This is a genomic window from Synechococcus sp. PROS-9-1 (genome assembly GCF_014279775.1).
Lineage (GTDB): Bacteria > Cyanobacteriota > Cyanobacteriia > PCC-6307 > Cyanobiaceae > Synechococcus_C.
The window spans coordinates 1,672,023-1,696,271 of sequence record NZ_CP047961.1 but is presented as its reverse complement, the minus strand read 5'-3'; the positions used below and the strand labels follow the sequence as shown (position 1 = coordinate 1,696,271).

Genomic DNA, 24,249 nt, shown 5'->3' with positions numbered 1-24,249 from the left:
TACAAGCCCATCCAATTGTTTTGGCTAATAAACACCGCCGGCCCTGAAATCATGCTCTTCTTCCTTAAGGTTTGAAGAACTGCACGTAGATTGAGAATAGTGAAGAAGATTTTTATAGCCAGGTGGCACTAATCCTGGACATAGGATTCCAACCTCAATAGCCTGAGGGCAAAAATAAACTCCTTTCCATCGATTGATAAATCTCCCTTTGATTTCATCTGAAAACTGAAATCCACTCTCTGCTGCAAACTCTATGATCTGTTTTGGATTCATTGATGAGAGCCGAGAACGAAATTGTTCGTCACTACGTGCTCGATCAATAAATGCATGTAATTGAGACTTAGACATGGCATAATCATCTCTACTCGATATATACACTGTATTAACTCAAAATTGAGACGAAATTGTATTCACTGCGTATAATATTAAGTACAATGCAGATATCGGGAATACGACTTTTCGGTTCTATGAATTCTGCAAGAGACCTTTCGGCGTCATTGTGTAAATAATTATCACACTATACTTGATTGCCTTAGCATTGTCGATGCCTAAGATCAGAGCGTTAAATTTTAAATGTCATAGATCCTCACAATATCTCAGCGAGAAACGAATAGAGATTATAGTTTACACCTGCTTGATTTTTAGAGACAGCACACCAAGGTAGCAATCAGATGAAGGCAAGGAAGGCAAAAGAATATGTTTTCAGCAACTTGCTTGGAATGGAAACATATTGCAAGAATCATTATAATGAATATTACTCCACTTCAAATTTTTCTTGCAATATCACCCAGCTAAGCAAAGGTGAATTGCAAACAAGTTCGATCTGCGCTCCGATCAATAATGTTCACCTTGAAATTTTCAAGTCAAATCAAACATTGCTTTATGAAGAAGAAGCTAATCAAAATTCCATTGCATTTTGTTGGATAAATAATCAAGGCATAAAGCCCAGCAGTAATACCATTATTAGTGGTCATAAGATGAAGGATTTGAGCATTGCTGGATTTAATCGCTTAAATAAAACCGGAGGTAACACATGGGATATTGTCGGGGCCAATACCCTCCTCTGTTGCATGAGTCTGAAGTGGAAAATATTGAAAGAAAAAATTGATGAGATGAATGCTTATAATGCATATGCGAGGATTGAAGAATGTATCGGTATCGATTCAAAGAGTACTGCTAGTTATCAGCTTAAGAATTTATTCGAAAAGCATTTTACGAAGGGAATCACCACAGCTAGTGGATTTTATGATTTAGCCATTGCGACTTTGGAGGATTCTTGTGAGCAACAGAATCAGATCACCGAGAGATCTGATTCGACTGAACTGATAGAGGACCTTGTTAAATTATTGCATGAAGATAGACCAGGCTTGCCACCCTTGACGATTGGAGAAATTACCAAATACTTGAATTCTGAGCAGGAATCTGTAGGTCAAGCATGTAGATCGACCTTTAATATGAATATTCTTGATCTGATTAAAAGTATACGTCTAGAACAAGTCAAGAAGTCCTATCTAAATCCACACGTTCCCCGTGGCTTAAAGCAATTTACCAAACAGCATAATGCTTTATATTATGGCTTCAAAAATTGGGATTCTTTTCAACGTCTTTATTTTAGGACTTTCCTAGAGAGTCCTGAAGACACAATTGATAAAGCAAGCAAGATGAGTGTTCTTGTTTCTGACTTGCGTAGAGGAAGTATGTCATGAAAATCAAATTCGCCTATACAGATCCATTGCAATTATCTGAGACTCTTCAGGAATATGGTCAAGTTACAAGAATTACTCAGCTTGAAAGTGGTGAAGGTAGTTATTCTATGGCGCATAAAAATTCTTCTTCTATGGCTATAGCCGAGATCAGTGCATCAAAACCCCTTTTATATGAGGGATGGGGCACAAGTTGGTCTGTTGATTTTAATTGGATAACACCAATGAGGAAGGCAAATTATCCTTTTGGTTACTGCGAAGGTTTTAGTATGAACGATAATAGCCTTGGAGGTTTTAATACTTTTAATTCAAAACCAGGTGATTCATGGGGGAAATATTCTGAGTCATGTTCCTCTACGGCATGCATGTTAGACAAGAAAATATTGCTTGATAAACTTCAAGAATGTAAAGCAAGTCATGCCATTGAGAATTTAAATCATGCTATGGGCTTAGCGATCGATCATGAAGCATTCTCCCAATTGCGTAGACTTACTCGAAGGGACCTTGCTAAAGAAATTTCAAATCCTTCTAAATACTATGATTTGATGACTATATGTCTCGAAGAAGGAAGTCGTAGATTGTTTAAAAAGAAACAGGCAAAGAATCAGCGTTTGCTTGGTGAGATTGTTGATCTTTCTCATGATCCTTATAAGATGAGTTCTCCAATGTCTTTGTCAGAAGTTTGCCAGCACTTGAATGTAGGCCAAGCTTCTTTATATAGGGCATGCCAAGATACCTTTGGCATGGGAATTATTGAGATGATGACACAGGTAAGGCTTGAGGAGGCTAGAAGGTCGATGATTTATCACACTACGACCTCAACTTGTGATAATAATACTATTCGGGAAATAGCGATTCGTTTTGGCTTTAAGCATCAAGGTAGATTTTCGAGAAGATATTTTACTAGTTTTGGAGAGTTGCCAAGTCAAACGCTTAAACGCGCCACCCTTTTGTGAACGGACTTGCAAGTATTGACCTAGCATCGCAAGACAGATTGATTTGGCCTAAAGACAGTAGGGTTTTTCCCCCAAGCCTGAAGCCAACAGAAATATTAAGATCGTTCTATTGGTATCCGATTCTTACCAAAAAGACTAGAATAGGATGAATCTAGAGATTTATTTTACGAGTTTCTGGGAAATCTATCGTCATCAAGAATGAAGCGAATTACTTTTGAGTTGAATGATGAGCTACATAAAAAGCTCAAGCTTCTTTGCTATACAGAGTCTTTATCTATAGGGCATATCCTTAGGCAGTGTGTTTCTGAATTTTGCGATAAGCATGATGCTCATTTGATTGAATTGATTGATAAGCGATCCAAATAAATTATTAGACTTTTGAAGAAAGTTGATAACTTCATCTTTTTCGCCAATTTTTCATAATTGATTTGTCCTGATCTCTTTTAATAGCTAGTTAGCTAAGGCTGTTTGCCACTCCTCTTGGGGGCTTTTGCTCAACACACTCGGCACGCTTTGTTGAACTATGAAAACCGAAACACTGCGTTTCCGTAATGTGCATTCTGAGCTTATGTAAATAAAAATTGCCAATATAATCCTTATGAAATGTATTTTTTACGTTTGCAATTGATTGCTTGAGTAGAATTTTTTATTCATCTTATCCTTATGGCTGAAAGATTTGATGTTCTTGTCCAAGGGATGAGTGAAAGTGATGCGTTAAAGCTCTTGTTAGAGAACACCTTAAATGTTCAAAGACCTGCAGATCGTTATTTTGCAGCCACCAGGCTTGGCTTGAGTGCCACTGAGGAATCATTTGAGTTGCTTCTGCATGCTGTTGAGAAGCTTTCTATTGATGAATTGTATGACAGGATAACGCGTCGAAAATCTATTGAAGCACTAGGAAGGAGAAAAGATGTGCGAGCAATACCAACTTTAGTTGGTGTTTTGAAATGTACTGACAGCGAGGCTGTTATTAATGCAATTACCTCCTTGATCCGGATTGGTTGGGAGCCACTCCCTATTGATATTGATCTACTCTTAGCACTTTTGAATGGTGAGGTTACGCAGATGCGTGCAGTTGTTCAAGCTCATACCAGGCTGAAAATTAGGAACCCAAAATCGCAATCCGTTATCTATGAGCTTTGTTCTCATGAGAGTGTCTTGGTTTCTGGTGCAGCACGTGCATATCAGGCAAGGATATACGGTAGAGTTGATCTTTTAGATCCACTAGTTCCACAACTTACCGATTTGGTGGCCGGCAAAAGACGTTCGGCTGTGATTGACTTAGGTGATGCTGGTGATGAATGCAGACTTCCAGATTTGGTGCGTGCACCAGTCTCTATGTCCCTAAGGGCAAAAAGTTTCTTTGATATCGTTGATGTTAATAACTCAATTTCCACTTCAAAGAATCACTCGCTTTTAGAGCAACTTTTGACTGACAATCCTCAATATCTAAATTTCAAAGCTGAATGGCATTGTGATATGGACGCTGCCGAAATAGAGAGGAATCTGAGTCATAGGGACGAAGCGCGTCAATATGGGGCGGCATTAAGCCTAATGACTATCGATTCTAAGAGTTGTCTTGAAATTGTTGATAGTATGCAAGAAAGACTTTGGTCTGATTACGTCACACACTATTACCTTACATGCATTATTGGTTTGCGTAAATTTCACCAAAAAAGTGATTTGGTGCGAGCTGCTCTTTCAGAAACCACTCCTCAATATACAAAGTCGAGAATAGCTGCAGCTTGGGCTTGTCTTGAACTTGAACTCTACGATCAAATGGAGCTAATCTACGAACTTTCTGAATCTGCTTTTTGGAGACCACTTCGCTGGACGTGCCAACAAGTTTTAGCACGTTTGATTGAAAAACAACAGCTTGATTATCAGCACTGACTAAGTTGGTAATATGATACTAGATGATCACGTTATTGTAAGCTTGCGTTAAAGACGAAGAGGCTATTTTGAAAGATGAAATTAGTTTCTAGTAGACACGTATTTTGCACTCTTTTAGTAAGCTTCGATATAATCTAGGCCTATGTCAATGTTGGCTAGGAAGGCTCTGATAATCCTTCATGTCGATTGTGATTTAGAAACCTATTTGGCTCAGAATTCCTTGACCTGTGAGCAATTCTGTCCCAAGGCCTATGACAAACCCGATCATGGCGAGGCGTCCATTCCATGTCTCGGCAAAGTCAACGAAGCCGAATCGGGATGTTGTTTGATCGGTCATGGTTCAATGAAAAGGAGAATTTGTTGTTCTGTGTGTTGAGGCTTTTGATCAGCCAGCAACAGCGGAGATGCTGTGAGGTGCTTGAGGAAAGCTTGTGGGCATTGGATCAGGTTTCCCTTCCGCCAGGGCTTTGGCGCGGATATACATTTGGCTTGAAGTTGACCCAGCTGTTTCCATCGCTTTGGCAACAAGGTCCCAGTTGCGGATTTCGGTTGACATCTGAAGAATCTTGACTGAGAAGTTCATAAAACTTAAAGCTTCCTGCGGCTATCCGTGGCCTCAGCGTCCATCGAAATTGTTTTGATTGAAAAAACGACTCTGTTGATACCAATCAGCTCTGTTGATCTAGGGCATTGGACTCAAGGTTGGGCTTCACGCTGCAGTCATCTGCGATCGATTCCCAATCTTTCTGCTAACGCTGGCATTTTCATCAAATGTCTTGGTTCGTGTTTTTCAGAGGAGCGGGGGGATGCCCGCAAAGTTCTCCTCTATGCGCTCATCAGGCACCGTTGAGAATCTCTCTTTGAGTTGTTCCAGGCTTTGAATGGAATGGAATGGAATGGAATGGAATGGAATGGAACGGAACGTCTTGCAGTGCAGGCTTGCAAACTCCCCTCTTGACTTCCCCAACAAAAAAGAGCAATGGTCGCATCAAGGACCATTGCTCTTTTTTGAACAGACTTTTTATCTTTTCTCTGTTGTTTGGTCCGTTTGGATTACTGAGCAGCTGCAGCAACAGTGATGCGCTTGCGATTGCGAAGTCCGCGTCGGATCGACTCAAACTTGACGATCCCGTCGATCAACGCAAACAAGGTGTCATCCTTGCCACGACCAACATTGACGCCTGGCATCACAGAGGTGCCACGTTGGCGGATGAGAATGGAACCAGCCGTGACGGTTTCACCGCCGTAGGCCTTCACGCCGAGACGTTTGGAGTTGGAGTCGCGTCCGTTACGGGTTGAGCCTGTGCCTTTCTTGTGGGCCATGGGAAATCAAAGAGATGGAGTGAGGGAGCTGGTTGAGGGAATCAGCTGATGGCTTTGCCGCCGACGGAAATGGATTCGACCATCACTCGTGTGAGCTCCTGTCTATGACCATTCTTACGGCGTGTTTTCTTTTTGGGGCGCATTTTGTAGACGATCACTTTTTGACCGCGACGATGAGCCATCACTTTGAGTTCCACACTGGCGCCTTGGACGTAGGGTTTGCCAACGGTGGCGTCGTCACCGTTCTTGACCAGAAGCACCTTATCGAGGGTGATCTTGGCGTCGACGTCGGCATGAAGCCTGTCGAGGTCGTAATAACGGTTGGGTTGCACCCAAAATTGCTGACCAGAGGCCTCGACGATGGCGTACGAGCCTGTCTCTGGAGTGGTTTGTGAGCTGCTGCTGCTGGTTTCTGCCATGGGCTACGGGACGCGAACAGGCTCGGAGACTTAGGAGCCACCGATTTGGCCTGTGCCGCAATCGAAAGACAAACAAAGATCCTCGACCTTCATGCTCTCTTTCGTCAAGATTCACTTGAACACTTTTCGTTTTGGATGACCAGGCCGGCACTCACGATCGCGTTGTTATTGAGGTCGCCTGAGCTCGAATCAGCTTGCTGTCAGTGGTTGCCAGGCAATCGCTACACCCCGGTGGATCTAGGACTGGAGGACTCAGCGGTTGATGTTGTTTCCGCTTTGGAACAACAACGTGAGGCTGTTGATGCTGTAGTAATTGAGCAATCTCTCCTCCAAGAGCAGACACGAGAGGACTTGTTAGCTCGTGGTTTGCTCTTCCCGGCCGTTGTGGTGGGCGACTTGATGGGGCGTGTTGATTACCATCCCGAAGAAGTTCACCTGCCAGGCGATCAGGTTGAGCAGCTTGGTTACAACGTTGATGCAGCGATTTCACGCTTTCTTCGCCACGGTCAGAAAGATATTCGCCCAGAAGGGGGATCTGCTGAATCGGATCAGGTGGGCGTGCAGCCGGAGGGACGTGTTTGGAAGTTGACGAGCCGCTTGCAGGAGAGGCTTGGATACCTCGGTGTGTTTTATAAGCGAGATCCCTCGCGATTCTTGGCCAATCTTCCGCCCCATGAGCAGCGTGAGCTGCTGCAGTCGCTGCAGCGCACTTATCGAGATCTGTTGATTGGTTATTTCCGTGACCCAGCTGCTGCCAATCAGGCTTTAGAGAGTTTTGTCAATACCGCTTTTTTTGGCGACTTGCCCATTACCCAAACCGTTGAGATCCACATGACTCTGATTGACGACTTTTGGAAACAACTCAGATTTGAAGGGCATAAAGACGACTTCCTTCAGGATTACCGCCTTGCACTGTTGGATGTCATGGCTCACCTCTGTGAAATGTACCGACGCTCAGTCCCTGGAGATATTCCCTTGGTTCCTGCTGGATCTCAGCGCCGTCAGCTTCAGGATTCTGAGGTGACCTTATGAGCCCGCGCAAGACTTATATCCTCAAGCTTTATGTGGCTGGCAATACGCCGAATTCGATGCGTGCACTCAAGACTCTTCGCAATATTCTTGAAACGGAATTTAAGGGTGTCTATGCCTTGAAGGTCATTGATGTCTTGAAAAATCCTCAGCTTGCAGAAGAGGACAAAATTCTGGCAACGCCCACGTTGTCCAAAATTCTTCCCCCTCCTGTGCGTCGGATTATTGGTGACCTTTCTGATCGCGAACGAGTGCTGATCGGACTTGATCTTCTTTACGATGAGCTTATTGACAACGACCTCAGCTCTTCCCTGATGGATGCGTTGGATGTCCCGGACGTCGAGGAGGCAGATTCTTAAGTCACGGGGTGATCTAGAGGGTGCTGTGGATTTTCCTTATTAACGTTGGAGAGCAAGGTCGCGGTTATGCAGATTTCTAGCTCAAGTGGTTCCCCTCAGATGCAGGTCCAGAAGCTTCCGACTGGAATCGAGGGCTTTGATGATGTGTGCCATGGCGGCTTGCCAATTGGACGCAGCACCCTGATAAGCGGAACGTCCGGAACGGGTAAAACTGTTTTTTCCTTGCATTTCTTACACAATGGAATTGCTGATTACGATGAGCCCGGGATTTTTGTCACGTTTGAGGAGTCGCCACTCGATATTTTGCGTAATGCTGCAAGTTTTGGCTGGAACTTGCAGGAGATGGTGGAGCAAGACAAGCTTTTTATTCTTGATGCTTCACCGGATCCGGATGGTCAGGATGTGGCGGGCAGTTTCGATCTGTCTGGCCTGATCGAAAGAATTAATTACGCCATCCGAAAGTACAAAGCCAAAAGGGTGGCAATCGATTCGATTACGGCTGTCTTTCAACAGTACGACGCAGTGTTTGTTGTTCGACGGGAGATCTTCCGTCTGATTGCACGCTTGAAAGAGATCGGCGTCACCACTGTGATGACCACTGAGCGAATTGATGAATATGGGCCAATTGCGCGTTATGGCGTTGAAGAGTTTGTCTCTGACAATGTTGTGATCCTCCGCAATGTGCTTGAGGGCGAGCGCCGACGACGCACTGTTGAGATTCTCAAGTTGCGAGGCACCACCCACATGAAGGGTGAGTTTCCGTTCACGATGGGTGCCCATGGGATCAGCATCTTCCCTCTTGGGGCGATGAGGCTCACTCAGCGTTCATCCAATGTGCGCGTGAGTTCTGGCGTTCCGCGGCTCGATGAGATGTGTGGTGGCGGCTATTTCAAGGATTCAATCATCCTCGCGACCGGAGCGACGGGTACAGGAAAGACGCTATTGGTTTCAAAATTCATTGAGGACGCCTGCAGTAATAAAGAGCGAGCAATCTTGTTTGCCTATGAAGAATCACGTGCTCAATTAATGCGTAATGGCACAAGCTGGGGCATTGATTTTGAGCAGATGGAGCAAGATGGCCTTCTGAAGATTATTTGCGCCTACCCTGAGTCCACTGGTCTAGAAGACCACTTGCAGATTATTAAAACTGAAATCAGTCAATTCAAGCCAACGCGAATGGCGATTGACTCCTTGTCTGCGTTGGCACGTGGTGTAAGCCGCAATGCCTTTAGGCAATTTGTGATTGCCTTAACTGGGTATGCTAAGCAAGAAGAAATTGCAGGCTTTTTTACAAATACTTCTGAAGAATTTATGGGAAGTCATTCGATCACTGACTCCCATATCTCAACGATCACTGACACAATTTTATTGCTTCAGTATGTCGAGATACGTGGTGAGATGGCTCGAGCAATCAATGTTTTCAAGATGCGTGGATCCTGGCATGATCGCGGTATTCGAGAATTCTTGATCACTGGTAATGGACCACAAATTCAGGATTCATTCTCGAATTTCGAGAGAATCATTAGCGGCGTTCCTCACCGAGTAACGATGGATGAGCGAAGTGAATTGTCGCGTATTGCCCGTGGAGTTGCTCCAGAATAGGCATTATTTGGCCTCGAAATTTCGATACTGAATTGAACAGAAATTGCGTCAATTCAGTTCGATCTCATCTTGGTCATAGCGACTTTGTCGCTCAGCTTGCAGTTTGATTTCGTCTTGGTCTGATTGGGCTAGAGGTAAGTCAAACCAAAATGTTGTCCCTACATCTGGTTCGCTTGCCATGCGAATTACGCTGCTGTGTTTCTCTAAAATGCCTCTCACGATGGAGAGACCAAGGCCAGTTCCCACTTCCGTATGGACCGCATTTTCTACGCGATAAAACCGTTCGAAAATTCGTTGTTGTTTGTCTTCGCTGATTCCATAACCCGTGTCACTCACTTCCACCCGTAATTTTGGAAGGGGTGAAATCATTTCGCATTGCGGTGCCTCAAGCGAATCTTCAGGAAGAGGTGCCATCCAGCAGCTGTCGGGCCAGGCATAGGCGCGTAACACGATGCGGCTGCCACTACGGCTGAACTTGAGAGCATTCCCAACGAGATTGTCCAGCACCTGGAGGAGCAGGTCCCAATTGCCAAGAATGTCTGGCAGATCGATCGATGCCTCCAGGTCTAGTTCCACTTGTTTGTCGGATGCATTCAGTTGATAGCTGCGCAGGGTTTGCTCTAGGCCAGGCCTGAGATCGAGTTCAGAAAACTGAACGCTGGGATGGGCTTCGAGTCTGGAAAGATCCAGTACATCGTTCACGAGTCGTGTGAGCCGATCTGTTTCATCATTGGCAACGCCGAGAAACTCTTGCTTGTCTTTCTCGCTGAGTTGATCCCCCATTTCGTAGAGGGTTTCGACGTAGCTCTTGATGTTGAACAGCGGAGTGCGCAGTTCATGCGACACGTTGCTGATGAAGCGGCTCTGGGCCGCGTTGAGCTCCACTTCGCGGGTGAGGTCCTGCATCGTCACCGCGATTCCTTTTAAATTTTCTCCGCTGGGTTCGCGTACGGCTTGGAGCACGAAACGCAGGGTGCGTGGCGGCTCCCCGATGCTGCTTCGTAAATCATTGCTGTCACGGCCTTGATTCAGGACTCCATCGAGAGGCTCATGCAGCTCAATGGCTAACAGGTCAGGGATCGCATTGAGAAAATCCTGTCCTTCAAGATTGCGTCCCTCCCAGCGAAACAAGCGTCGAGCGGTTGGATTGGCCAACACAATTTGACCTTTCTCATCCAGCAAGACCGCACCGTCCGCCATCGTTGCGATCAGCGAGGCCTGCTTGACCTGGGCAGCCTGCAACTCTTCGATGTTGGCTGCGTCGTAGTCCTGGAGCTGCGAGGCCATCGCATTAAATCCATCCAACAACTCCCCAAGTTCGCCGCCTACAGGGAGGCCGATACGGGCTTGGAAATCTCCAGCAGCAATCGAGCGAACGCCGCGGAGCAGCTCCTTGACGGGTCGGGTGATGGTCAGCGCATTGAAGACAGCCCCAAGAATCACCAGGACCCAGATTGAAATAAAGACGGCCACGGTGACCTCTCGGGTGAGGGAGGCACTGGCAAGAGCCGAGTCATTGGGATTCACTCCGAGGGCGAGAACGCCGAGATAGCGACCCTCATGAATCAAGGGCACAAAAACATTGGTGACCTGCCCTTCAGGCGTTAGATGTTGACGGACGAGGGGATTTTTAGGCCTCGATCTCAGTTCACTAGGGAGTTCGAGGCGTCGATTGAGACGTAGGTCTCCTCTGGTGTCAGCGTCATTCCCACTGATGGGAATACCGAGGTAAACAACGCCTTCTGGATCTGCAAAAAAGATGTAGCGAAGGCTGCGGCTTGAACGCCAAAACTGTTCGGCCACATTGGCCAGCTCTCGGTCGTGTCCTTCTGCCACCAGCTCTGTGACATTGCCCGCTAACAGCAGCCCTAAATCGCGGGCGTAACGGGTGTCATTCATCACCGCATCACGTTGGATGCCATTGAGCGCGAAAAAGGTGATGCTGGTCATCATCAGGCTCACCACCAGCGTGGCGATGGCCAAAAGTTTGGTCTGAAGGCTGAATTCGGCCCACCAGAGGCGGATGCCACTCCAAAGGCCCTCCTGCTCTGCTGCAGTATCAGAAGAGGCTGACCCTGCCCATGAGGACGTAGTCGAGTTCGCAGAAGCTGGTGCCGAACCGCTACTCATGGCGCATCAAAACTTAAGAAAGCTTAGGTGTGCGCACTTGATGGCCAATGTCTGTTCTGAATTGCATGCCGTCGTATCGGACCTGCATTAATCCTTCGTAGGCCTTTGCGAAGGCCTGATCGAAATCTGCTGCTTGAGCCACCATCGCCAGAACGCGGCCGCCGGAGGTCTCCAGCACCCCCTCAGTGCTGTGTCGCGTACCTGCATGAAACAACTGACGTTGGTCCGTGTTGGTTGGACCTGGGCTGAACGCAACCGCAATCGGATCGCCTTTGCGGGGGCTGACGGGATATCCCGCTGCTGCCGCCACCACGCAGGCACTGCACCGCTTCACCTGTGTGAGCGCTGGGGCATCTGCAAGACGTCCGAGCGCACAGGCCTGGAGCACTCGAGCGAGTTCAGGCCCCATGAGAGGCATCAGGGTTTGGCATTCAGGATCGCCAAACCGGCAATTGAATTCGATCACCTGTGGCCCCTCGTCAGTCAGCATGAGACCCGCATAAATCACCCCCCGGTAGAGGATTCCTCGCTTGCGTAAAGCCGCAAGGGTTGGTTCCAGAATCTGTTCGCGCGCCTGCTCTAGACCCGCTTGATCGAGAAGGGGGGCCGGTGCATAAGCCCCCATCCCCCCAGTGTTTGGTCCTTGATCCCCCTCCAAAAGTCGTTTGTGATCCTGCGCAGGCGGAAGCAAAACCATGTCCTCGCCATCGCAAAGGGCAAACACGGAGACTTCTGGCCCGGTTAGGCGTTCTTCCAGGACAAGCTGCTCACCGGCTCGTCCGAAGCGCCCTTCAAATGCCTCTTGAATGGCGGCGGCCGTCTCCTCCACGGTGTTCGCCACCGTGACCCCTTTCCCCGCCGCGAGCCCATCCGCCTTCACAACTAAAGGGCGCTGCAGTTGTTGGAGAAGGGCGAGGCCATCCTGTTCGTTGGCCACGGTCCAGTAGCCAGCCGTTGGAATCCCGGCTTCTTGCATGAGTTGCTTCGCCCAGGCTTTGCTCGCTTCGAGCTGTGCACCCTCCGCACTCGGACCGAAGACTGCGACGCCTTGTCCTCGAAGTGTGTCTGCCAGACCAGCGGCCAAGGGGGCTTCTGGACCGATCACCACCAGATCGATGGCATGGTCGCTGCACGCCGCAGCCATGCCTTCGTGGTCAGTTTCTGCGATCGCCAGCGGAGTGCAGCCTTCCAAATCGCTGGTTCCAGCGTTTCCAGGACTGATCCATATGCCTTCGATCTCGGGGCAGCGCCTGAATGCCCAGGCCAGCGCCTGCTCTCGTCCGCCACCTCCGACCACGAGCACATTGCGCAACGGTGGCAGCGAGAGGGGACGGGTGGTGGAGATGGACATGGGCGGGTGCGAAACGGGGGGTGACCCCTAGGTTTGGAGTTCAGACGCAATGCTCGGCGCGTTGCCCTGACCTGTCCATCTTTGTTGAACGACTGTCAGCCCATGGGGCTTTCCTCCCTGCCACTGCTGTTTTTGTTGGCGGCAGCACCGCCGTTGGACGCGGCTCCTGTGCCTCCTGTCGCTCTGCCGATGTCCCTAAAGGCCTTTGAAACAGTCCTCCAAGAAGGTGACATTCCTCAGTTGTCGGCGGCTTGTGCCGATGCGGATCGTTTTGGACTGCAAGAGCGCCTTCGTTTACTGCGCGATCGTTTGATGCTGGTGGCGCCTTCCCCGCAGCCGTTGGCAGTTGTGATGGCGAATGCCCGGGCGCTGATGGCCTGTAAGGCTCCCGACAGCACCCAGATTGTGCTGAGTCGATTTGGGCCTGGACCAGGATCACAGCGCAGGGAGTGGTTGCTGCTCTCATGGCAAGCCGCCAGTGCAGCCCTCGATCAAGATCGCGCTGTGCTTGCCCTGCGGCGTTTGGCTGATGGCGATCTCACGCGTCTCGATACTGAACTGTTGATCGTGGGCCAATCGGAGGATGGTTTGCCGCTCACGCGCTCTGCTCTTGATCTGCTTGCGAACCATGAGTTGGCAGCTGGCCGGCCCGAGGAGGCCGTCACGGTGCTCCTGGCGGGTCGTACTCCAGGCGTTGTGGCATCGCGCAGGCTTGGCCAAGCTGCCGAACTGCTGGCTCCGCTTGATCTAGAGCGCAGTGATCTGTTGCTGGAAGCGGCCTTGGATCAAGCTGCAGCTGAGCAAGCCTGGGGTCTGGCGGAAGATTTGCTCCGCCTGCAGTTGCGTTTGGCGCTGCAGCAGGGGGGTGATGCTGACCGACCTCGCGAACGGTTGCGTCGTTTGGCAAGCCGGGTTGATGACCTCTTCACCCTGCTTGAGCTGGAACAGATCTCCCCTGACTTCGATCCACAGCGTTTGCAAGACCTTGAGGATCAGCTCCGCTCTCCTCGATCTCCCGGTGGCCATGCCTCCCTGGGAGAATCGGATTCATCCGAAGCTCCTGCTTCCAATCCTTTGGCCACGCCATGACCAGCACCCATGGGCCGCTCCTCTATGAGGGCAAGGCCAAGCGCATCTATGCCTCTAGCAATGAGGCTGAGGTTTTGGTCGAATACAAGAATGATGCAACCGCTTTTAACGCCCAAAAGCGTGCACAACTGGAAGACAAAGGCCGTCTTAATTGTCAGATCTCAGCGTGTCTGTTCGAGTTGCTGGAACGGGAAGGAATACCAACCCATTACTGCGGATTAAAGTCGGAACATTGGATGGTGGTCCAACGGGTCAAGGTGATTCCGATTGAAGTGGTGCTGCGCAATGTGGCAACCGGATCACTCTGCCGTCAAACCCCTATTTCTCAAGGAGCAGCGTTGGATCCGGCACTGCTGGATCTTTACTACAAAGATGATGATCTTGGTGATCCTCTCTTGACAGAGTCTCGCTTGTTTCTACTTGACCTAGTCAGTCCGGAAAGTCGTCAGGAAATCGAGACGTTGGCAAGGCGGGTGAATGCTGTTTTGACCCCTTTCTTCTTTGGTCTCAATCTGCAATTGGTGGATTTCAAGCTCGAGCTGGGACGCAATGCAGTGGGTGAATTACTTGTTGCTGATGAGATCAGCCCAGACACCTGCCGCCTTTGGGATATGAACAGTCTGGATGAAAAGGAGCGCATTTTGGATAAGGATCGCTTTCGTCAAGACCTTGGCGGAGTGATCGAGGCCTACGGGGAGGTCTGCAAACGGGTCCAAGGGGCAACCCCTAAACCACGCAACTACGGGTAAGGTCACCGGACATTTGCGGCCATTTCGGCCGGTATCCGCACCACCTCATGGTCAATCCCTCCTCAGACCGAACCAGGAACGCCGTTCGGCGGGGAGCATTGGGGCTTGCTCTGGCCCTGCCGCTTCTGACCAGCCTTCCTGCTCGAGCGCAAGCTGAGGCTGACTCCGATCAGAGCTCTGAGGAACAGATCCAGCTCGAGGATGCGTTAACTGGGGATAACGGGGATAACTCCGAGCCTCAATCTGTTGAGGTGGACGCGTTTGAAGGCGTACAGGAAGCGACTGTTGCTGGAGAAGACGAGAGACCTGCGCAGCCCAGAGTGCTGATTACAGAGGTGATGATCGATGGGATCGATGGTCACCCTGAGCAAGAGCGTGTGGAATTGGCTGCTTATGACGCCATGACCGTTCGCCCTGGTAGCCGCGTCACCAGGGATGAGCTCAAAATTGATTTGGAAGCGATCTACGCCACCGGCTGGTTCTCGGATGTACGCATCGAACCCGTTAATGGCCCTCTTGGCGTGCAACTTTTCGTTCAGGTTGTACCCAATCCCGTGCTCACAAAGGTTGAGCTCCTTCCTGAAAACAATGAGATCCCTCCACAGGTCATTGAGGACACCTTCAGCTCTGACTACGGACGCACGCTCAACCTCGCTGAACTTCAGCTTCGGATGAAAGAGCTTCAGACGTGGTACTCCAGCGAGGGTTACGCCCTTGCGAGAGTCACCGGTCCAACGAGAGTCAGTCCAGTTGGGGTTGTACAGCTCAAAGTTGTGATCGGCACTGTTGCTGGCGTTGAGGTGCAGTTCCTCAACAAGGAAGGCGAAACAACCAACGAGAAAGGTGAGCCAATTCGCGGAAAAACCAAACCTTGGGTCGTTACGAGAGAAATCTCGATCAAGCCAGGTGAGGCCTTTAATCGAAATCAACTTGAGGGTGATATCAAGCGCCTATATGGAACATCGTTGTTTAGTGATATCAAAGTCTCACTGAAGCCTGTTGCTGGAAATCCAGGCGAAGTCAACATTGTTTTGGGAATCGTTGAGCAGTCAACCGGTTCTCTTTCAGGTGGCTTGGGCTACAGCCAAAGTCAAGGTGTGTTTGGACAGGTTCAACTCCAAGACAGCAATTTATTTGGACGGGCATGGAACGTAGCTCTCAACCTCACCTACGGACAGTACGGCGGTCTGGCTAATGTCACGTTTACTGATCCATGGATCAAGGGCGATGCACATCGCACATCGTTCCGTACGTCTCTTTTCTTGAGTCGCGAAGTGCCTCAGGTGTTTCGGAGCCAAAACAATGGAGACATTGTTACTCTCACTGATTACGAAGACAACAAATCTTCCCGCGCTTACTCAATTAGTAAAACCAACAACCCTGCTGGTAGGAAGTTCGACAATGTTGGAGATGCTTCAGCCCTCTTTCCTGATGACAGTTGGTTTGATTATGAGGGTGACTCTGTTGCCTTGCAAAGGGTTGGTGGAAATATCATTTTCGCGAGGCCTCTTAACGGAGGCAATCCCTATAAAAATGCTCCATGGCAGGTTCTTGCAGGTTTAAATGTTCAGAGTATTCGGCCAATCAACTTTGAAGGCTCCTCGCGTGTTTATGGAACCTCTAGCAAGGGCAACGGAGATATTCCAAATGAAGATGTTATTTGTATCTCTTACAACTGTGCCACTGAAAACAATCTTGCTGGCTTGAGACTTGCTGCGACCTACAACACTCTGAACGATACTAGGAATCCCACTTCGGGTAATTTCTTTAGTTTTGGAACGGAGCAATTCCTTTCAGTTGGGGAAAATTCTCCAACCTTCAACCGCGTGAAGGCAAGCTATACGCAATTCTTTCCGGTGAATTGGCTGAAAATTGCTAAGGGTTGCAGGCCAAAGCCAGGCGAAAAAGCAAACTGTCCGCAAGCCATTGGTATTCAGCTCAAGACTGGTTCCATTGTTGGAGATCTCCCTCCCTATGAAGCCTTTTGCTTGGGTGGTTCGAATTCAGTGCGTGGTTGGCACGACTGCGACCTAGCGGTTGGACGTAGTTACGGAGAAGCAACCTTGGAATATCGTTTCCCGATTATCAGTATTTTCGCTGGAGAGATTTTTGCTGATGCGGGTACTGACTTTGGTTCCCAGAGCAGTGTTCCCGGAAAACCTGGCAAATTGCTCAAAAAACCAGGATCAGGCTTCTCCATCGGTACAGGTGTGATCGTGACAACGCCAGTCGGACCCCTTCGTCTTGAGGTTGCCAGTCAGGATTTCACCGGTGAGTGGAGATTCAACTTAGGTGTGGGCTGGAAGTTCTAATGGTGTCTTGGCCTGCGGATTACGACGGGCCATGGACGTTGGCATCCACTGTGTCGCGTTCAGGGATTGGCCTGCATAGCGGACAGCAATGTCTAGTCACCCTTGCTCCCTCTGAGCAGGAAGGGTTCTACGTGCGCTGGCTTGATCAAACGTCAAAACCTGTCCGTCTAGACCCCTCTCAGGTGCGCGACAGCCAGCTCTGTACCACCCTCGACTTCGGAGACAGACGGCTTTCCACAGTTGAACATCTGCTGGCCGCTCTTGCGGGCTGCGGGATTTCCCATGTTGAGGTCCAGGTCTCGGGTACAGAAATTCCGCTTCTTGATGGTTCCGCATTGGGCTGGGTTGAGGCGATCGCAGAAGCCGGATTAACTGCAGCGTCGACACCACGTCGTCCCCCGGTGGTGCTGTCTGCCCCGCTGGCTTTTTATCGCGGTAATAGCGCCATCGTTGCGACGCCTGCTGATCGCTTCACGCTGGTTGGTGTGATCGATTTCCCTCAACAAGCCATAGGTCGTCAGCAATTGGCCCTCGAGCTCACCCCTCAGCGGTTTATTGATGAGATCGCCCCTGCTCGGACCTTTGGTTTTCGCGAGCAAGTGGAACAACTTCGCTCCTCTGGTCTCATTCGTGGAGGCGCTTTGGATAACGCCCTCGTCTGTGATGGAGATTCCTGGTTGAATCCCCCGCTGCGTTTCCCAGATGAACCAGTGCGCCATAAGATCTTGGATCTAATCGGAGATCTGGCTCTCGTGGGTTTTCCTCAAGCTCAGGTGCTGGTCTATCGAGGATCCCACGGCCTTCATACTGAGTTGGCCGCGGCACTTGCCGATCAACTCGTTCCCCAACGCTGAGCCACTTGACCGTTCTTGCCTCTACCGACACGCCCTCTGCGGTGCTGAATGCCGAGCAGATCATGGGGTTGCTGCCGCATCGTTATCCGTTCGCTTTGGTGGATCGGGTGCTGGAGCACGTTCCAGGTGAACGCGCAGTAGCGATCAAGAACGTCACCTTGAATGAGCCACAGTTCCAGGGGCATTTCCCTGGTCGCCCTTTAATGCCTGGAGTCTTGATTGTTGAAGCGATGGCTCAAGTGGGGGGCTTAATTGTGACCCAGATGCCAGATCTCCCAAAGGGCTTGTTCGTGTTCGCCGGAATTGATGGAGTTCGTTTTCGTCGGCCGGTGGTCCCTGGAGATCAATTGAGGATTACTTGTGAGTTGCTCAGCCTTAAACGCAAGCGTTTTGGCAAAGTCAAGGCGGAGGTCACGGTGGATGGACAGCTGGTCTGCTCCGGTGAGCTGATGTTTTCTCTGGTGGATTGATCGTGATGAGTGATGAGCTCTCCACATCAGTGATCACGGACGATCGCCCCGCTCAGGTCCATCCGATGGCGGTGGTCGACCCCCGAGCAGAGCTCGCCCATGGCGTTGTGATCGGTCCTGGAGCCGTGATCGGTCCTGAGGTGAGCATTGGGGCTAATACCTGGATTGGCCCCAATGTGGTGCTCGATGGTCGACTACGTATCGGTGCTCACAATCGCATTTACCCCGGAGCTTGTTTGGGGCAAGAACCTCAGGACTTGAAATACAAAGGTGCTCCGACGGAGGTTGTTATTGGTGATCACAACACCATTCGTGAATGCGTCACGATTAATCGTGCCACTGATGAAGGGGAGCAGACTCGGATTGGTGATAACAACTTGCTCATGGCTTATTGCCATCTTGGGCATAATTGTTTGCTTGGAAACAACATTGTGATGTCGAATGGCATCCAAGTGGCAGGCCACGTGTTGATTGAAGATCGGGCAGTGATCGGTGGTTGTTTAGGGATTCATCAATTCGTTCACATCGGCGGCATGGCCATGGTTGGCGGCATGACACGTGTGGATCGTGATGTTCCTCCGTACTGTCTTGTTGAAGGTCATCCAGGCAGGGTGCGGGGGCTTAATCGTGTTGGCTTGAAACGTCAGGGCCTGCATCGCCTTGAGGGGGGGAAGGAATTCAAACAGCTGCAGGAGATTTGGTCATTGCTTTATCGCTCTGATCACGTCATTTCTGATGGCTTAAACCTTGCGAGGCAGCAGGCGTTGCTGCCTGCCGCTAACCATCTCTGTACATTTTTGGAGGGTTCCTTGTCGACAGGTCGACGGGGCCCCATGCCTCCTCCATCGAGTCGCTGATGGTGCGTCTGCTCATCAGCACCGGCGAGGTGTCAGGAGATTTGCAGGGAAGCCTGTTGATTCAGGCTCTTTGGCGTGTCGCGAAGCGTCGGGGACTTGATTTAGAAGTCCTCGCTCTGGGGGGTGAGCGGATGCAGGCTGCTGGAGCTGAGTTGCTTGCTGATACCTCTCCGATGGGCGCGATTGGTCTGTGGGAAGCCCTCCCTTTGGTTGTGCCCACGATTCGATTGCAAGCCAGAGTCGACAGGGTGTTGAAGCAGCGCCCCCCCGATGGTGTGGTGTTGATCGATTACATGGGCGCCAACGTGCGTTTGGGCCACAGCCTCAGATCCCGTCTGCCGCATGTGCCAATTACTTATTACATCGCTCCCCAGGAATGGGCTTGGCGCATTGGCGAAGGAGGCACCAAAAGTTTGCTGCAGTTCACAGATCGCATCCTGGCGATTTTTCCTGAAGAAGCCGAGTTCTATTCCGGTCGAGGCGCTGATGTCACCTGGGTGGGACATCCCCTCCTCGATATGGTTCCGGTTTCTTCCGATCGCCAGGCTGCTCGATGTGCCTTGGGCTTGCCCGCAGAAGGAGCCCTGTTGTTGTTGATGCCTGCATCACGGCCTCAGGAAATGCGTTATCTCATGCCCGAATTGGTGCAGGCTGCAGCCACCCTTCAGGCTCGTGATCCATCACTCCATGTGATGGTGCCAGCCGGATTGGAGCGCTTTGAGGAGCCATTGCAGCAGGCCCTTGACCAAGCGGGGGTTAGCGGGACGGTCATTCCAGCTGATCAGGCGGATGCCATGAAGCCCCACCTGTTTGCAGCTGCCGACCTTGCATTGGGTAAATCGGGCACCGTGAATTTGGAATTAGCTCTTCAGGGTGTTCCGCAAGTGGTTGGCTATCGCGTCAGCCGTGTCACAGCGTGGGTGGCGCGGAGAATTCTCCGTTTCCAGGTGGATCACATCTCGCCGGTCAACCTTTTGCTGAAGGAGCGTCTGGTGCCGGAGCTGTTGCAGGAGGATTTCAACGCCGATCAGCTTGTGGCATTGGCCATTCCTCTATTGGATAACCAAGCGGATCGGCAAAGGGTTTTGGATGGCTATCAGCGCTTGCGTGACACCCTTGGTGAACCGGGTGTGACCGATCGTGCTGCCGAAGCCATTCTTGACCAGATCAAACAGCCCACTTGAGCTCATGCGTGCGTTGATCCCGCTGGTTTTGACCAGCATCATGTTGTTGAGCCCAATGGCAGCCCTGGCATCTGTCCAGGATGCGGTTCTTGCGGGTGGCTGTTTTTGGTGCCTTGAACATGATTTAGAGGATATTGAAGGTGTGATTTCGGCTGAAAGTGGTTATAGCGGTGGTCATGTGGAGAATCCCACGTATCAACAAGTTAGTGGTGAAAAAAGTGGGCATCAAGAAGTAGTAAGTGTGCGATTTGATTCCGATAAAATTAGTTATTCCAATCTTTTGCAGCATTATTGGCGGAATATTGACCCTCTCGATGGCCAAGGCCAGTTTTGTGACAGAGGCGACTCGTATCGGCCAGTGATTTTCACCGCTGGCGAGCAGCAAGCCACCGCCGCTCAATCAAGTGCTGCCTCTGCTGCAAGTGAATTAGGGGTCTCAAAATCTAAGATTAAAGTGCAGATTCGTGATGCAGTTCAGTTCTGGCCGGCAGAGGATTATCACCAAGATTATGCCAATAATAATGAGCTTCGTTATCGCTATTACCGCTTCAGTTGTGGACGAGATCGCCGCCTCGATGCCGTGTGGGGCGAGCGTGCACGATCGGGGACAGCCTGGGCCACTCCAGTGGCGCCATGACCCCTTTTCAAAAACCGATGATAATCTGTAATTTGAACTTTGATTTCATTCAGACGTCTCTCAGTGAAGATTCGGGTTTTCCCCTCTCGACGCTCTAGCGCTTTGTCCTTACCATTCACCCAATATTTGCGGAGGGACTGTATGTATCTGCTGACGATCAAGGATGGTCTGGTGACGCGTCACGTTGGTCCTTATCCGTCGACGAAGCAGGCCTCAGATGATTTGGATCGTGTGTTGTCGACTTGTTCTAAGCGGGCGCGCTGGCAAATACATTCCCTTGAGTGCCCACGTGCGGTGGCTGCGCTTGCGTCCTAATCCGCTCGTCGGCCTGGATAGCCGCTGAGAAGACCGCTTTCGATCATTAAGCCGATTCCTGCGTTGATGCAGATCAGGCTCAGAGTTCCATACCAGAACCAAGGACCGCGGTCCTGGCCGAGCAGCTGGATGATTCGTCGACTGATCGCTTCCCCAAAGAGGCAGAGTCCTGCAGGCAAAAGCAGGACTCCAAGTTGAGCTCTCACGTACCAGCGCAAGGGTCTGGAAGCCATCGGTTTGGGTTGGTTCACAGTTGTGAAAACCCTAGGTCTCGGCCTGCTGCGATTGCTTGCACACCCAATGCACCAAGGTGCGGACTCCGTAGCCCGTCGCTCCAGCCGGATCTAGTCCTCTCCCTTTATCGCTCCAAACTGTTCCGGCGATATCGATGTGGGCCCATGGGATGGAGCTTTTGACAAATTCCTTGAGGAATAAAGCGGCGGTAATAGAGCCACCTGGACGGGGACCTGTGTTTTTCAAGTCCGCAAGGAGTGACTTGAGGCCTTTGCGATAAGCCTGGTGCATTGGCATACGCCAGAGCCCCTCACCTGCATCCTTTGCTGCGCCCTCTAAGGCGCTGGCAAGCGAGTCGTCTCCAGTCCACAGCCCAGCAATTTCGTCGCCAAGGGCAACCACGCAGGCACCGGTCAATGTGGCCAGGTCGACGATGGCATCGGGTTCGAGCTCGGATGCGTAAACCAAGGCATCAGCGAGGGTGAGCCGGCCTTCTGCATCTGTGTTGTTGATTTCAATCGTGGTGCCATTGGACGCGGTGACAATGTCACCTGGGTGCACGGCAGAACCGTTGATCATGTTTTCGCATGACGCCACCAGCATGTGCACTTCCACCCCCTGGGGGCGCAGCTCAGCGATCGAGCGCATCGCGCCAAGCACCGCTGCACTGCCTCCCATATCGAATTTCATCATGTCGATCTGAGCAGCACCCACTTTCAGGTTGTAACCACCGGAATCAAAGGTGAGGCCCTTGCCAACCAAGACCACCCGTCTTGTGGCAGGACCGGAGGGGCGGTAGGTGAGATGGATGAACTTGGGATCCATATCCGAGCCTTGACAGACGGAAAGGAACGACCCCATCCCCCTGGCTTCACAGTCGCTGCGCTCGAGCACCTTCAAATCCAAGCCATGCTCATGCGCTATCTGAGCGGCGCTTTCGGCAAGGGCGGATGGGGTGACACTGTTAGGAGGTGCCGCAACGAGCTCTCTTGCGAGTTCAACCCCTGCGCAAATGGGATGGACCGCTTCGAGGGCGCTGCTGAGGGTATCGGGAAGGGGGCCGAGCAGTTCAAGCCGCTCGGGCTGGACGCTGGGGTCGGGTTTGCTGCGAAAACGTTGATCGCTGTAGAGAGCAAGCCTGACCGCTTGGGCTGCAACGGTCACCGCGTCTGCAGGATCAACGGCGTTCCATGGCAGTAACAATCCGAGGCTGCCTGTTTGGTCCTTGCTCGCTCTGGCCGCAGCAGCGCCCGCCTGCCGAAAGCTATTCACATCCAGTGCTTCAAGAGGCCCCATGCCTAGGAGCACGAGGCTTGCGCAGTCTGGGTTGAGGAGTTGAAGGCTCGCGCTCTCTCCGTTTTTCCCTTGGAACTTGCGTTGTTCCAACCAGTCGCTTAGGGAGATGGAAAAGCGTTCTTCCATCGCTGGTATCAAGCCATTGGGATCTCCCTCTGCAATGCCTAGGGCCAACACGGTTCCCGACCAGGCCTTTGGTTGGGCCGACGAGAGGGAGATCTGCATGGAGATTGGGCGCGTGAGCCGATGCTACGGGGCACCGTTAATCGGCATGGAACGGAGTAGCCCATCGCTCACGGGTTTCCTTATTGAACGGCGGTTGCCAGAGGCGAATCAAGGTTTGTTCCAGATGTCGACGAGGACGGGTTTCTTGCGGGACATCAGCCCAGAAACGGATGCTTGTGCTGCAGCACAAGCCCGTGCTCATACAGGCCTCTTGGTAACTCGCCAAGTAGGCCTTGCAATCGTGCTCGCCTTTCCAGCGCCGATCAGCCGCCTTTGTTTCTCCGATGTAGAGAAGGATGGGTTGTTCGAGCTCTTTTGGGCGATCCATCACGAGATAGATGGCCGCCCCTTGATGGGGACTTTTTGGCCAGCGCCAGAAGCTCAAAGGTAAGGGCCTGAGCTGCAGAGGCTGGAAGCTGCTCAGCGGATTGGTGTTATCGCTGGGAAACAGGTGCTGTTGTTCTGCTGGCTCATTGCGATGCCCGAGCTCATGAGCCATCTGAGGGGCGAATAGAGGTTCCTGGAACTGATGGATGCGCTCTTGCCAGCCCCGTAAAAGCTCTGCGCTCAGAGGCAGGGAACGTTCGATCAGCCCACTGGATTCTGCCAATGGTTGCTCGAAAAGGTTGCCCTGCCCTGGGGGAGTGGCCATGGATTTAGCTCCTTGGCGGCAGGCTTGGGCCTGATGGCCGTGCCCCAAAACTCACGCGGCCAATCAGCTGCTCCACAGCATCAGGGGGTAAGCACACGCGTTCTTGGAGATCGGCGAGATGTTCGAACGGCTTCAGCCGACGCTCCTGAATGAGACGTTGGAGTCGGGGTTTTGGCCAGTTGAGGGTCTGCTCTAACAAGGTGGGGGCTGCGGCATTGACATCCAGTGGAGCCTGCTTAGGCAGGACTGGAGCATCCCCATGCCAGCGAAACACCAGGTGGGGTGTCCAGAGCTTGACGAGATCAGCAGGAAGGTTCAGCAGCAGAGCGAGATCATCCAGCTGGCTGAATTGCACCCCACCGCGTTGGAGTCGCATCAGCACATCGACCATCGCTTCACTGCAACCAGGCAATTTTTGCCATTGCTCAGGGGTCGCCCTGTTGACATCCAGGCTCCAAGTTTCTGCTGGGGTAGGGGTAGCCCTCGGCTGTTGTTTTATTTGGACAGAGTCTGGTGGCAGATCGCCGGTGGCCTGCAAGAGCTTGCGAGCCAGGGGGTCAAGCCAGTGCTGGCGAGCCATTGCTTTAGGAACTTGCTTCTTGGCCAGGAC

Annotated in this window: 25 protein-coding genes and 1 pseudogene; 15 read left to right on the top strand and 11 right to left on the bottom strand. The window is 51.1% G+C overall.

What is annotated here, in order from left to right; genetic code table 11:
* Positions 1 to 24 precede the first annotated feature (24 nt).
* On the bottom strand, positions 25 to 348 hold the full coding sequence (locus tag SynPROS91_RS09170) for a Nif11-like leader peptide family natural product precursor (RefSeq protein WP_186516170.1): 324 nt from the start codon (positions 346 to 348) through the stop codon (positions 25 to 27).
* 323 nt (positions 349 to 671) lie between these two features.
* On the opposite strand from SynPROS91_RS09170, the gene SynPROS91_RS09165 reads away from it, so the two are divergent.
* The 4 genes and pseudogenes from SynPROS91_RS09165 to SynPROS91_RS09150 all read left to right on the top strand — a co-directional run bounded on the left by SynPROS91_RS09165 (position 672) and on the right by SynPROS91_RS09150 (position 4,552).
* Complete coding sequence (locus SynPROS91_RS09165; RefSeq protein ID WP_186516160.1) at positions 672 to 1,706, top strand: AraC family transcriptional regulator; 1,035 nt, start codon at positions 672 to 674, stop codon at positions 1,704 to 1,706.
* A complete protein-coding gene (locus SynPROS91_RS09160; protein ID WP_186516158.1) occupies positions 1,703 to 2,659 on the top strand; it encodes a helix-turn-helix domain-containing protein in 957 nt (318 codons plus the stop codon). Before SynPROS91_RS09165 ends, SynPROS91_RS09160 begins: the two co-directional genes overlap by 4 nt.
* A gap of 159 nt (positions 2,660 to 2,818) precedes the next feature.
* Positions 2,819 to 3,025, top strand: a pseudogene (locus tag SynPROS91_RS09155) (hypothetical protein); the annotation flags it as partial.
* Positions 3,026 to 3,322: 297 nt separating this feature from the next.
* Complete coding sequence (locus SynPROS91_RS09150) at positions 3,323 to 4,552, top strand: HEAT repeat domain-containing protein (protein WP_186516149.1); 1,230 nt, start codon at positions 3,323 to 3,325, stop codon at positions 4,550 to 4,552.
* 193 nt (positions 4,553 to 4,745) lie between these two features.
* On the opposite strand, the gene SynPROS91_RS12235 is transcribed toward SynPROS91_RS09150, so the two are convergent.
* The 4 genes from SynPROS91_RS12235 to rplU form a co-directional block, all read right to left on the bottom strand.
* A complete protein-coding gene (locus SynPROS91_RS12235; protein ID WP_255439715.1) occupies positions 4,746 to 4,889 on the bottom strand; it encodes a high light inducible protein in 144 nt (47 codons plus the stop codon).
* A gap of 48 nt (positions 4,890 to 4,937) precedes the next feature.
* Positions 4,938 to 5,108, bottom strand: a complete 171-nt coding sequence (locus tag SynPROS91_RS09145; RefSeq protein ID WP_186516148.1) for a hypothetical protein — start codon at positions 5,106 to 5,108, stop codon at positions 4,938 to 4,940.
* 497 nt (positions 5,109 to 5,605) lie between these two features.
* On the bottom strand, positions 5,606 to 5,875 hold the full coding sequence (gene rpmA, locus SynPROS91_RS09140; protein WP_186516147.1) for a 50S ribosomal protein L27: 270 nt from the start codon (positions 5,873 to 5,875) through the stop codon (positions 5,606 to 5,608).
* 41 nt (positions 5,876 to 5,916) lie between these two features.
* Positions 5,917 to 6,294 (bottom strand): 50S ribosomal protein L21, encoded by a 378-nt coding sequence (gene rplU / locus SynPROS91_RS09135; protein ID WP_186516146.1) that lies wholly within the window; start codon positions 6,292 to 6,294, stop codon positions 5,917 to 5,919.
* A 135-nt stretch (positions 6,295 to 6,429) separates the two neighbouring features.
* Here rplU and SynPROS91_RS09130 point away from each other — a divergent pair, with 135 nt between their 5' ends.
* From SynPROS91_RS09130 to kaiC, 3 genes are all read left to right on the top strand, one after another.
* Entirely contained in the window at positions 6,430 to 7,326 is an 897-nt protein-coding gene (locus tag SynPROS91_RS09130) for a circadian clock protein KaiA (protein ID WP_186516145.1), read from the top strand.
* Complete coding sequence (gene kaiB, locus SynPROS91_RS09125; protein ID WP_186516144.1) at positions 7,323 to 7,682, top strand: circadian clock protein KaiB; 360 nt, start codon at positions 7,323 to 7,325, stop codon at positions 7,680 to 7,682. The genes SynPROS91_RS09130 and kaiB overlap by 4 nt, the downstream gene beginning before the upstream one ends.
* A 66-nt stretch (positions 7,683 to 7,748) precedes the next feature.
* The gene (kaiC, locus tag SynPROS91_RS09120; protein ID WP_186516143.1) at positions 7,749 to 9,284 is read left to right on the top strand and encodes a circadian clock protein KaiC; all 1,536 of its coding nucleotides are present in this window, start codon (positions 7,749 to 7,751) and stop codon (positions 9,282 to 9,284) included.
* A gap of 48 nt (positions 9,285 to 9,332) precedes the next feature.
* On the opposite strand, the gene SynPROS91_RS09115 is transcribed toward kaiC, so the two are convergent.
* Together SynPROS91_RS09115 and purD are read right to left on the bottom strand one after the other, a co-directional pair.
* The gene (locus SynPROS91_RS09115; RefSeq protein ID WP_186516142.1) at positions 9,333 to 11,414 is read right to left on the bottom strand and encodes an ATP-binding protein; all 2,082 of its coding nucleotides are present in this window, start codon (positions 11,412 to 11,414) and stop codon (positions 9,333 to 9,335) included.
* A gap of 13 nt (positions 11,415 to 11,427) precedes the next feature.
* Positions 11,428 to 12,765, bottom strand: coding sequence for a phosphoribosylamine--glycine ligase (purD, locus tag SynPROS91_RS09110; RefSeq protein ID WP_186516141.1), 1,338 nt, complete (start codon positions 12,763 to 12,765; stop codon positions 11,428 to 11,430).
* A gap of 102 nt (positions 12,766 to 12,867) precedes the next feature.
* Between purD and SynPROS91_RS09105 the strand changes: the two genes are divergently transcribed.
* Genes SynPROS91_RS09105 through msrA form a run of 8 tightly spaced genes read left to right on the top strand, consistent with a single transcriptional unit; the run spans position 12,868 to position 20,917 of the window.
* Complete coding sequence (locus tag SynPROS91_RS09105; protein ID WP_186516140.1) at positions 12,868 to 13,854, top strand: hypothetical protein; 987 nt, start codon at positions 12,868 to 12,870, stop codon at positions 13,852 to 13,854.
* Positions 13,851 to 14,603 carry a phosphoribosylaminoimidazolesuccinocarboxamide synthase gene (gene purC, locus SynPROS91_RS09100; RefSeq protein WP_186516139.1) on the top strand — a complete coding sequence of 251 codons (753 nt, stop codon included), beginning with the start codon at positions 13,851 to 13,853 and terminating at the stop codon, positions 14,601 to 14,603. Before SynPROS91_RS09105 ends, purC begins: the two co-directional genes overlap by 4 nt.
* A 47-nt stretch (positions 14,604 to 14,650) precedes the next feature.
* Entirely contained in the window at positions 14,651 to 16,915 is a 2,265-nt protein-coding gene (locus SynPROS91_RS09095) for a BamA/TamA family outer membrane protein (protein ID WP_186516138.1), read from the top strand.
* A complete protein-coding gene (gene lpxC / locus SynPROS91_RS09090; protein ID WP_186516137.1) occupies positions 16,915 to 17,769 on the top strand; it encodes a UDP-3-O-acyl-N-acetylglucosamine deacetylase in 855 nt (284 codons plus the stop codon). The genes SynPROS91_RS09095 and lpxC overlap by 1 nt, the downstream gene beginning before the upstream one ends.
* A gap of 5 nt (positions 17,770 to 17,774) precedes the next feature.
* On the top strand, positions 17,775 to 18,239 hold the full coding sequence (gene fabZ, locus SynPROS91_RS09085; RefSeq protein ID WP_255439714.1) for a 3-hydroxyacyl-ACP dehydratase FabZ: 465 nt from the start codon (positions 17,775 to 17,777) through the stop codon (positions 18,237 to 18,239).
* Between the two features lie 5 nt (positions 18,240 to 18,244).
* Positions 18,245 to 19,096 (top strand): acyl-ACP--UDP-N-acetylglucosamine O-acyltransferase, encoded by an 852-nt coding sequence (gene lpxA, locus SynPROS91_RS09080; protein WP_186516136.1) that lies wholly within the window; start codon positions 18,245 to 18,247, stop codon positions 19,094 to 19,096.
* Positions 19,096 to 20,280 (top strand): lipid-A-disaccharide synthase, encoded by a 1,185-nt coding sequence (lpxB, locus tag SynPROS91_RS09075; protein WP_186516135.1) that lies wholly within the window; start codon positions 19,096 to 19,098, stop codon positions 20,278 to 20,280. Before lpxA ends, lpxB begins: the two co-directional genes overlap by 1 nt.
* Positions 20,281 to 20,284: 4 nt before the next feature.
* A complete protein-coding gene (gene msrA, locus SynPROS91_RS09070) occupies positions 20,285 to 20,917 on the top strand; it encodes a peptide-methionine (S)-S-oxide reductase MsrA (RefSeq protein ID WP_186516134.1) in 633 nt (210 codons plus the stop codon).
* Positions 20,918 to 21,228: 311 nt separating this feature from the next.
* On the opposite strand, the gene SynPROS91_RS09065 is transcribed toward msrA, so the two are convergent.
* From SynPROS91_RS09065 to SynPROS91_RS09050, 4 genes are read right to left on the bottom strand one after another with little or no spacing between them, the layout of a single operon-like run.
* A complete protein-coding gene (locus SynPROS91_RS09065; RefSeq protein WP_006853577.1) occupies positions 21,229 to 21,465 on the bottom strand; it encodes a hypothetical protein in 237 nt (78 codons plus the stop codon).
* A 31-nt stretch (positions 21,466 to 21,496) separates the two neighbouring features.
* Entirely contained in the window at positions 21,497 to 22,987 is a 1,491-nt protein-coding gene (locus tag SynPROS91_RS09060) for a leucyl aminopeptidase (RefSeq protein ID WP_186516133.1), read from the bottom strand.
* Positions 22,988 to 23,024: 37 nt separating this feature from the next.
* Positions 23,025 to 23,639: a GIY-YIG nuclease family protein gene (locus SynPROS91_RS09055; protein WP_186516132.1), complete on the bottom strand. Its 615-nt coding sequence runs from the start codon at positions 23,637 to 23,639 to the stop codon at positions 23,025 to 23,027.
* A gap of 4 nt (positions 23,640 to 23,643) precedes the next feature.
* Positions 23,644 to 24,219 (bottom strand): hypothetical protein, encoded by a 576-nt coding sequence (locus SynPROS91_RS09050; RefSeq protein WP_186519669.1) that lies wholly within the window; start codon positions 24,217 to 24,219, stop codon positions 23,644 to 23,646.
* Positions 24,220 to 24,249: the final 30 nt, after the last annotated feature.

Coding starts and splice junctions, on each gene's coding strand:
- SynPROS91_RS09170 (WP_186516170.1), bottom strand. CDS start 348: ATGTCTAAGTCTCAATTACATGCATTTATTGATCGAGCACGTAGTGAC.
- SynPROS91_RS09165 (WP_186516160.1), top strand. CDS start 672: ATGAAGGCAAGGAAGGCAAAAGAATATGTTTTCAGCAACTTGCTTGGA.
- SynPROS91_RS09160 (WP_186516158.1), top strand. CDS start 1,703: ATGAAAATCAAATTCGCCTATACAGATCCATTGCAATTATCTGAGACT.
- SynPROS91_RS09150 (WP_186516149.1), top strand. CDS start 3,323: ATGGCTGAAAGATTTGATGTTCTTGTCCAAGGGATGAGTGAAAGTGAT.
- SynPROS91_RS12235 (WP_255439715.1), bottom strand. CDS start 4,889: ATGACCGATCAAACAACATCCCGATTCGGCTTCGTTGACTTTGCCGAG.
- SynPROS91_RS09145 (WP_186516148.1), bottom strand. CDS start 5,108: ATGTCAACCGAAATCCGCAACTGGGACCTTGTTGCCAAAGCGATGGAA.
- rpmA (WP_186516147.1), bottom strand. CDS start 5,875: ATGGCCCACAAGAAAGGCACAGGCTCAACCCGTAACGGACGCGACTCC.
- rplU (WP_186516146.1), bottom strand. CDS start 6,294: ATGGCAGAAACCAGCAGCAGCAGCTCACAAACCACTCCAGAGACAGGC.
- SynPROS91_RS09130 (WP_186516145.1), top strand. CDS start 6,430: ATGACCAGGCCGGCACTCACGATCGCGTTGTTATTGAGGTCGCCTGAG.
- kaiB (WP_186516144.1), top strand. CDS start 7,323: ATGAGCCCGCGCAAGACTTATATCCTCAAGCTTTATGTGGCTGGCAAT.
- kaiC (WP_186516143.1), top strand. CDS start 7,749: ATGCAGATTTCTAGCTCAAGTGGTTCCCCTCAGATGCAGGTCCAGAAG.
- SynPROS91_RS09115 (WP_186516142.1), bottom strand. CDS start 11,414: ATGAGTAGCGGTTCGGCACCAGCTTCTGCGAACTCGACTACGTCCTCA.
- purD (WP_186516141.1), bottom strand. CDS start 12,765: ATGTCCATCTCCACCACCCGTCCCCTCTCGCTGCCACCGTTGCGCAAT.
- SynPROS91_RS09105 (WP_186516140.1), top strand. CDS start 12,868: ATGGGGCTTTCCTCCCTGCCACTGCTGTTTTTGTTGGCGGCAGCACCG.
- purC (WP_186516139.1), top strand. CDS start 13,851: ATGACCAGCACCCATGGGCCGCTCCTCTATGAGGGCAAGGCCAAGCGC.
- SynPROS91_RS09095 (WP_186516138.1), top strand. CDS start 14,651: ATGGTCAATCCCTCCTCAGACCGAACCAGGAACGCCGTTCGGCGGGGA.
- lpxC (WP_186516137.1), top strand. CDS start 16,915: ATGGTGTCTTGGCCTGCGGATTACGACGGGCCATGGACGTTGGCATCC.
- lpxA (WP_186516136.1), top strand. CDS start 18,245: ATGAGTGATGAGCTCTCCACATCAGTGATCACGGACGATCGCCCCGCT.
- lpxB (WP_186516135.1), top strand. CDS start 19,096: ATGGTGCGTCTGCTCATCAGCACCGGCGAGGTGTCAGGAGATTTGCAG.
- msrA (WP_186516134.1), top strand. CDS start 20,285: ATGCGTGCGTTGATCCCGCTGGTTTTGACCAGCATCATGTTGTTGAGC.
- SynPROS91_RS09065 (WP_006853577.1), bottom strand. CDS start 21,465: ATGGCTTCCAGACCCTTGCGCTGGTACGTGAGAGCTCAACTTGGAGTC.
- SynPROS91_RS09060 (WP_186516133.1), bottom strand. CDS start 22,987: ATGCAGATCTCCCTCTCGTCGGCCCAACCAAAGGCCTGGTCGGGAACC.
- SynPROS91_RS09055 (WP_186516132.1), bottom strand. CDS start 23,639: ATGGCCACTCCCCCAGGGCAGGGCAACCTTTTCGAGCAACCATTGGCA.
- SynPROS91_RS09050 (WP_186519669.1), bottom strand. CDS start 24,219: ATGGCTCGCCAGCACTGGCTTGACCCCCTGGCTCGCAAGCTCTTGCAG.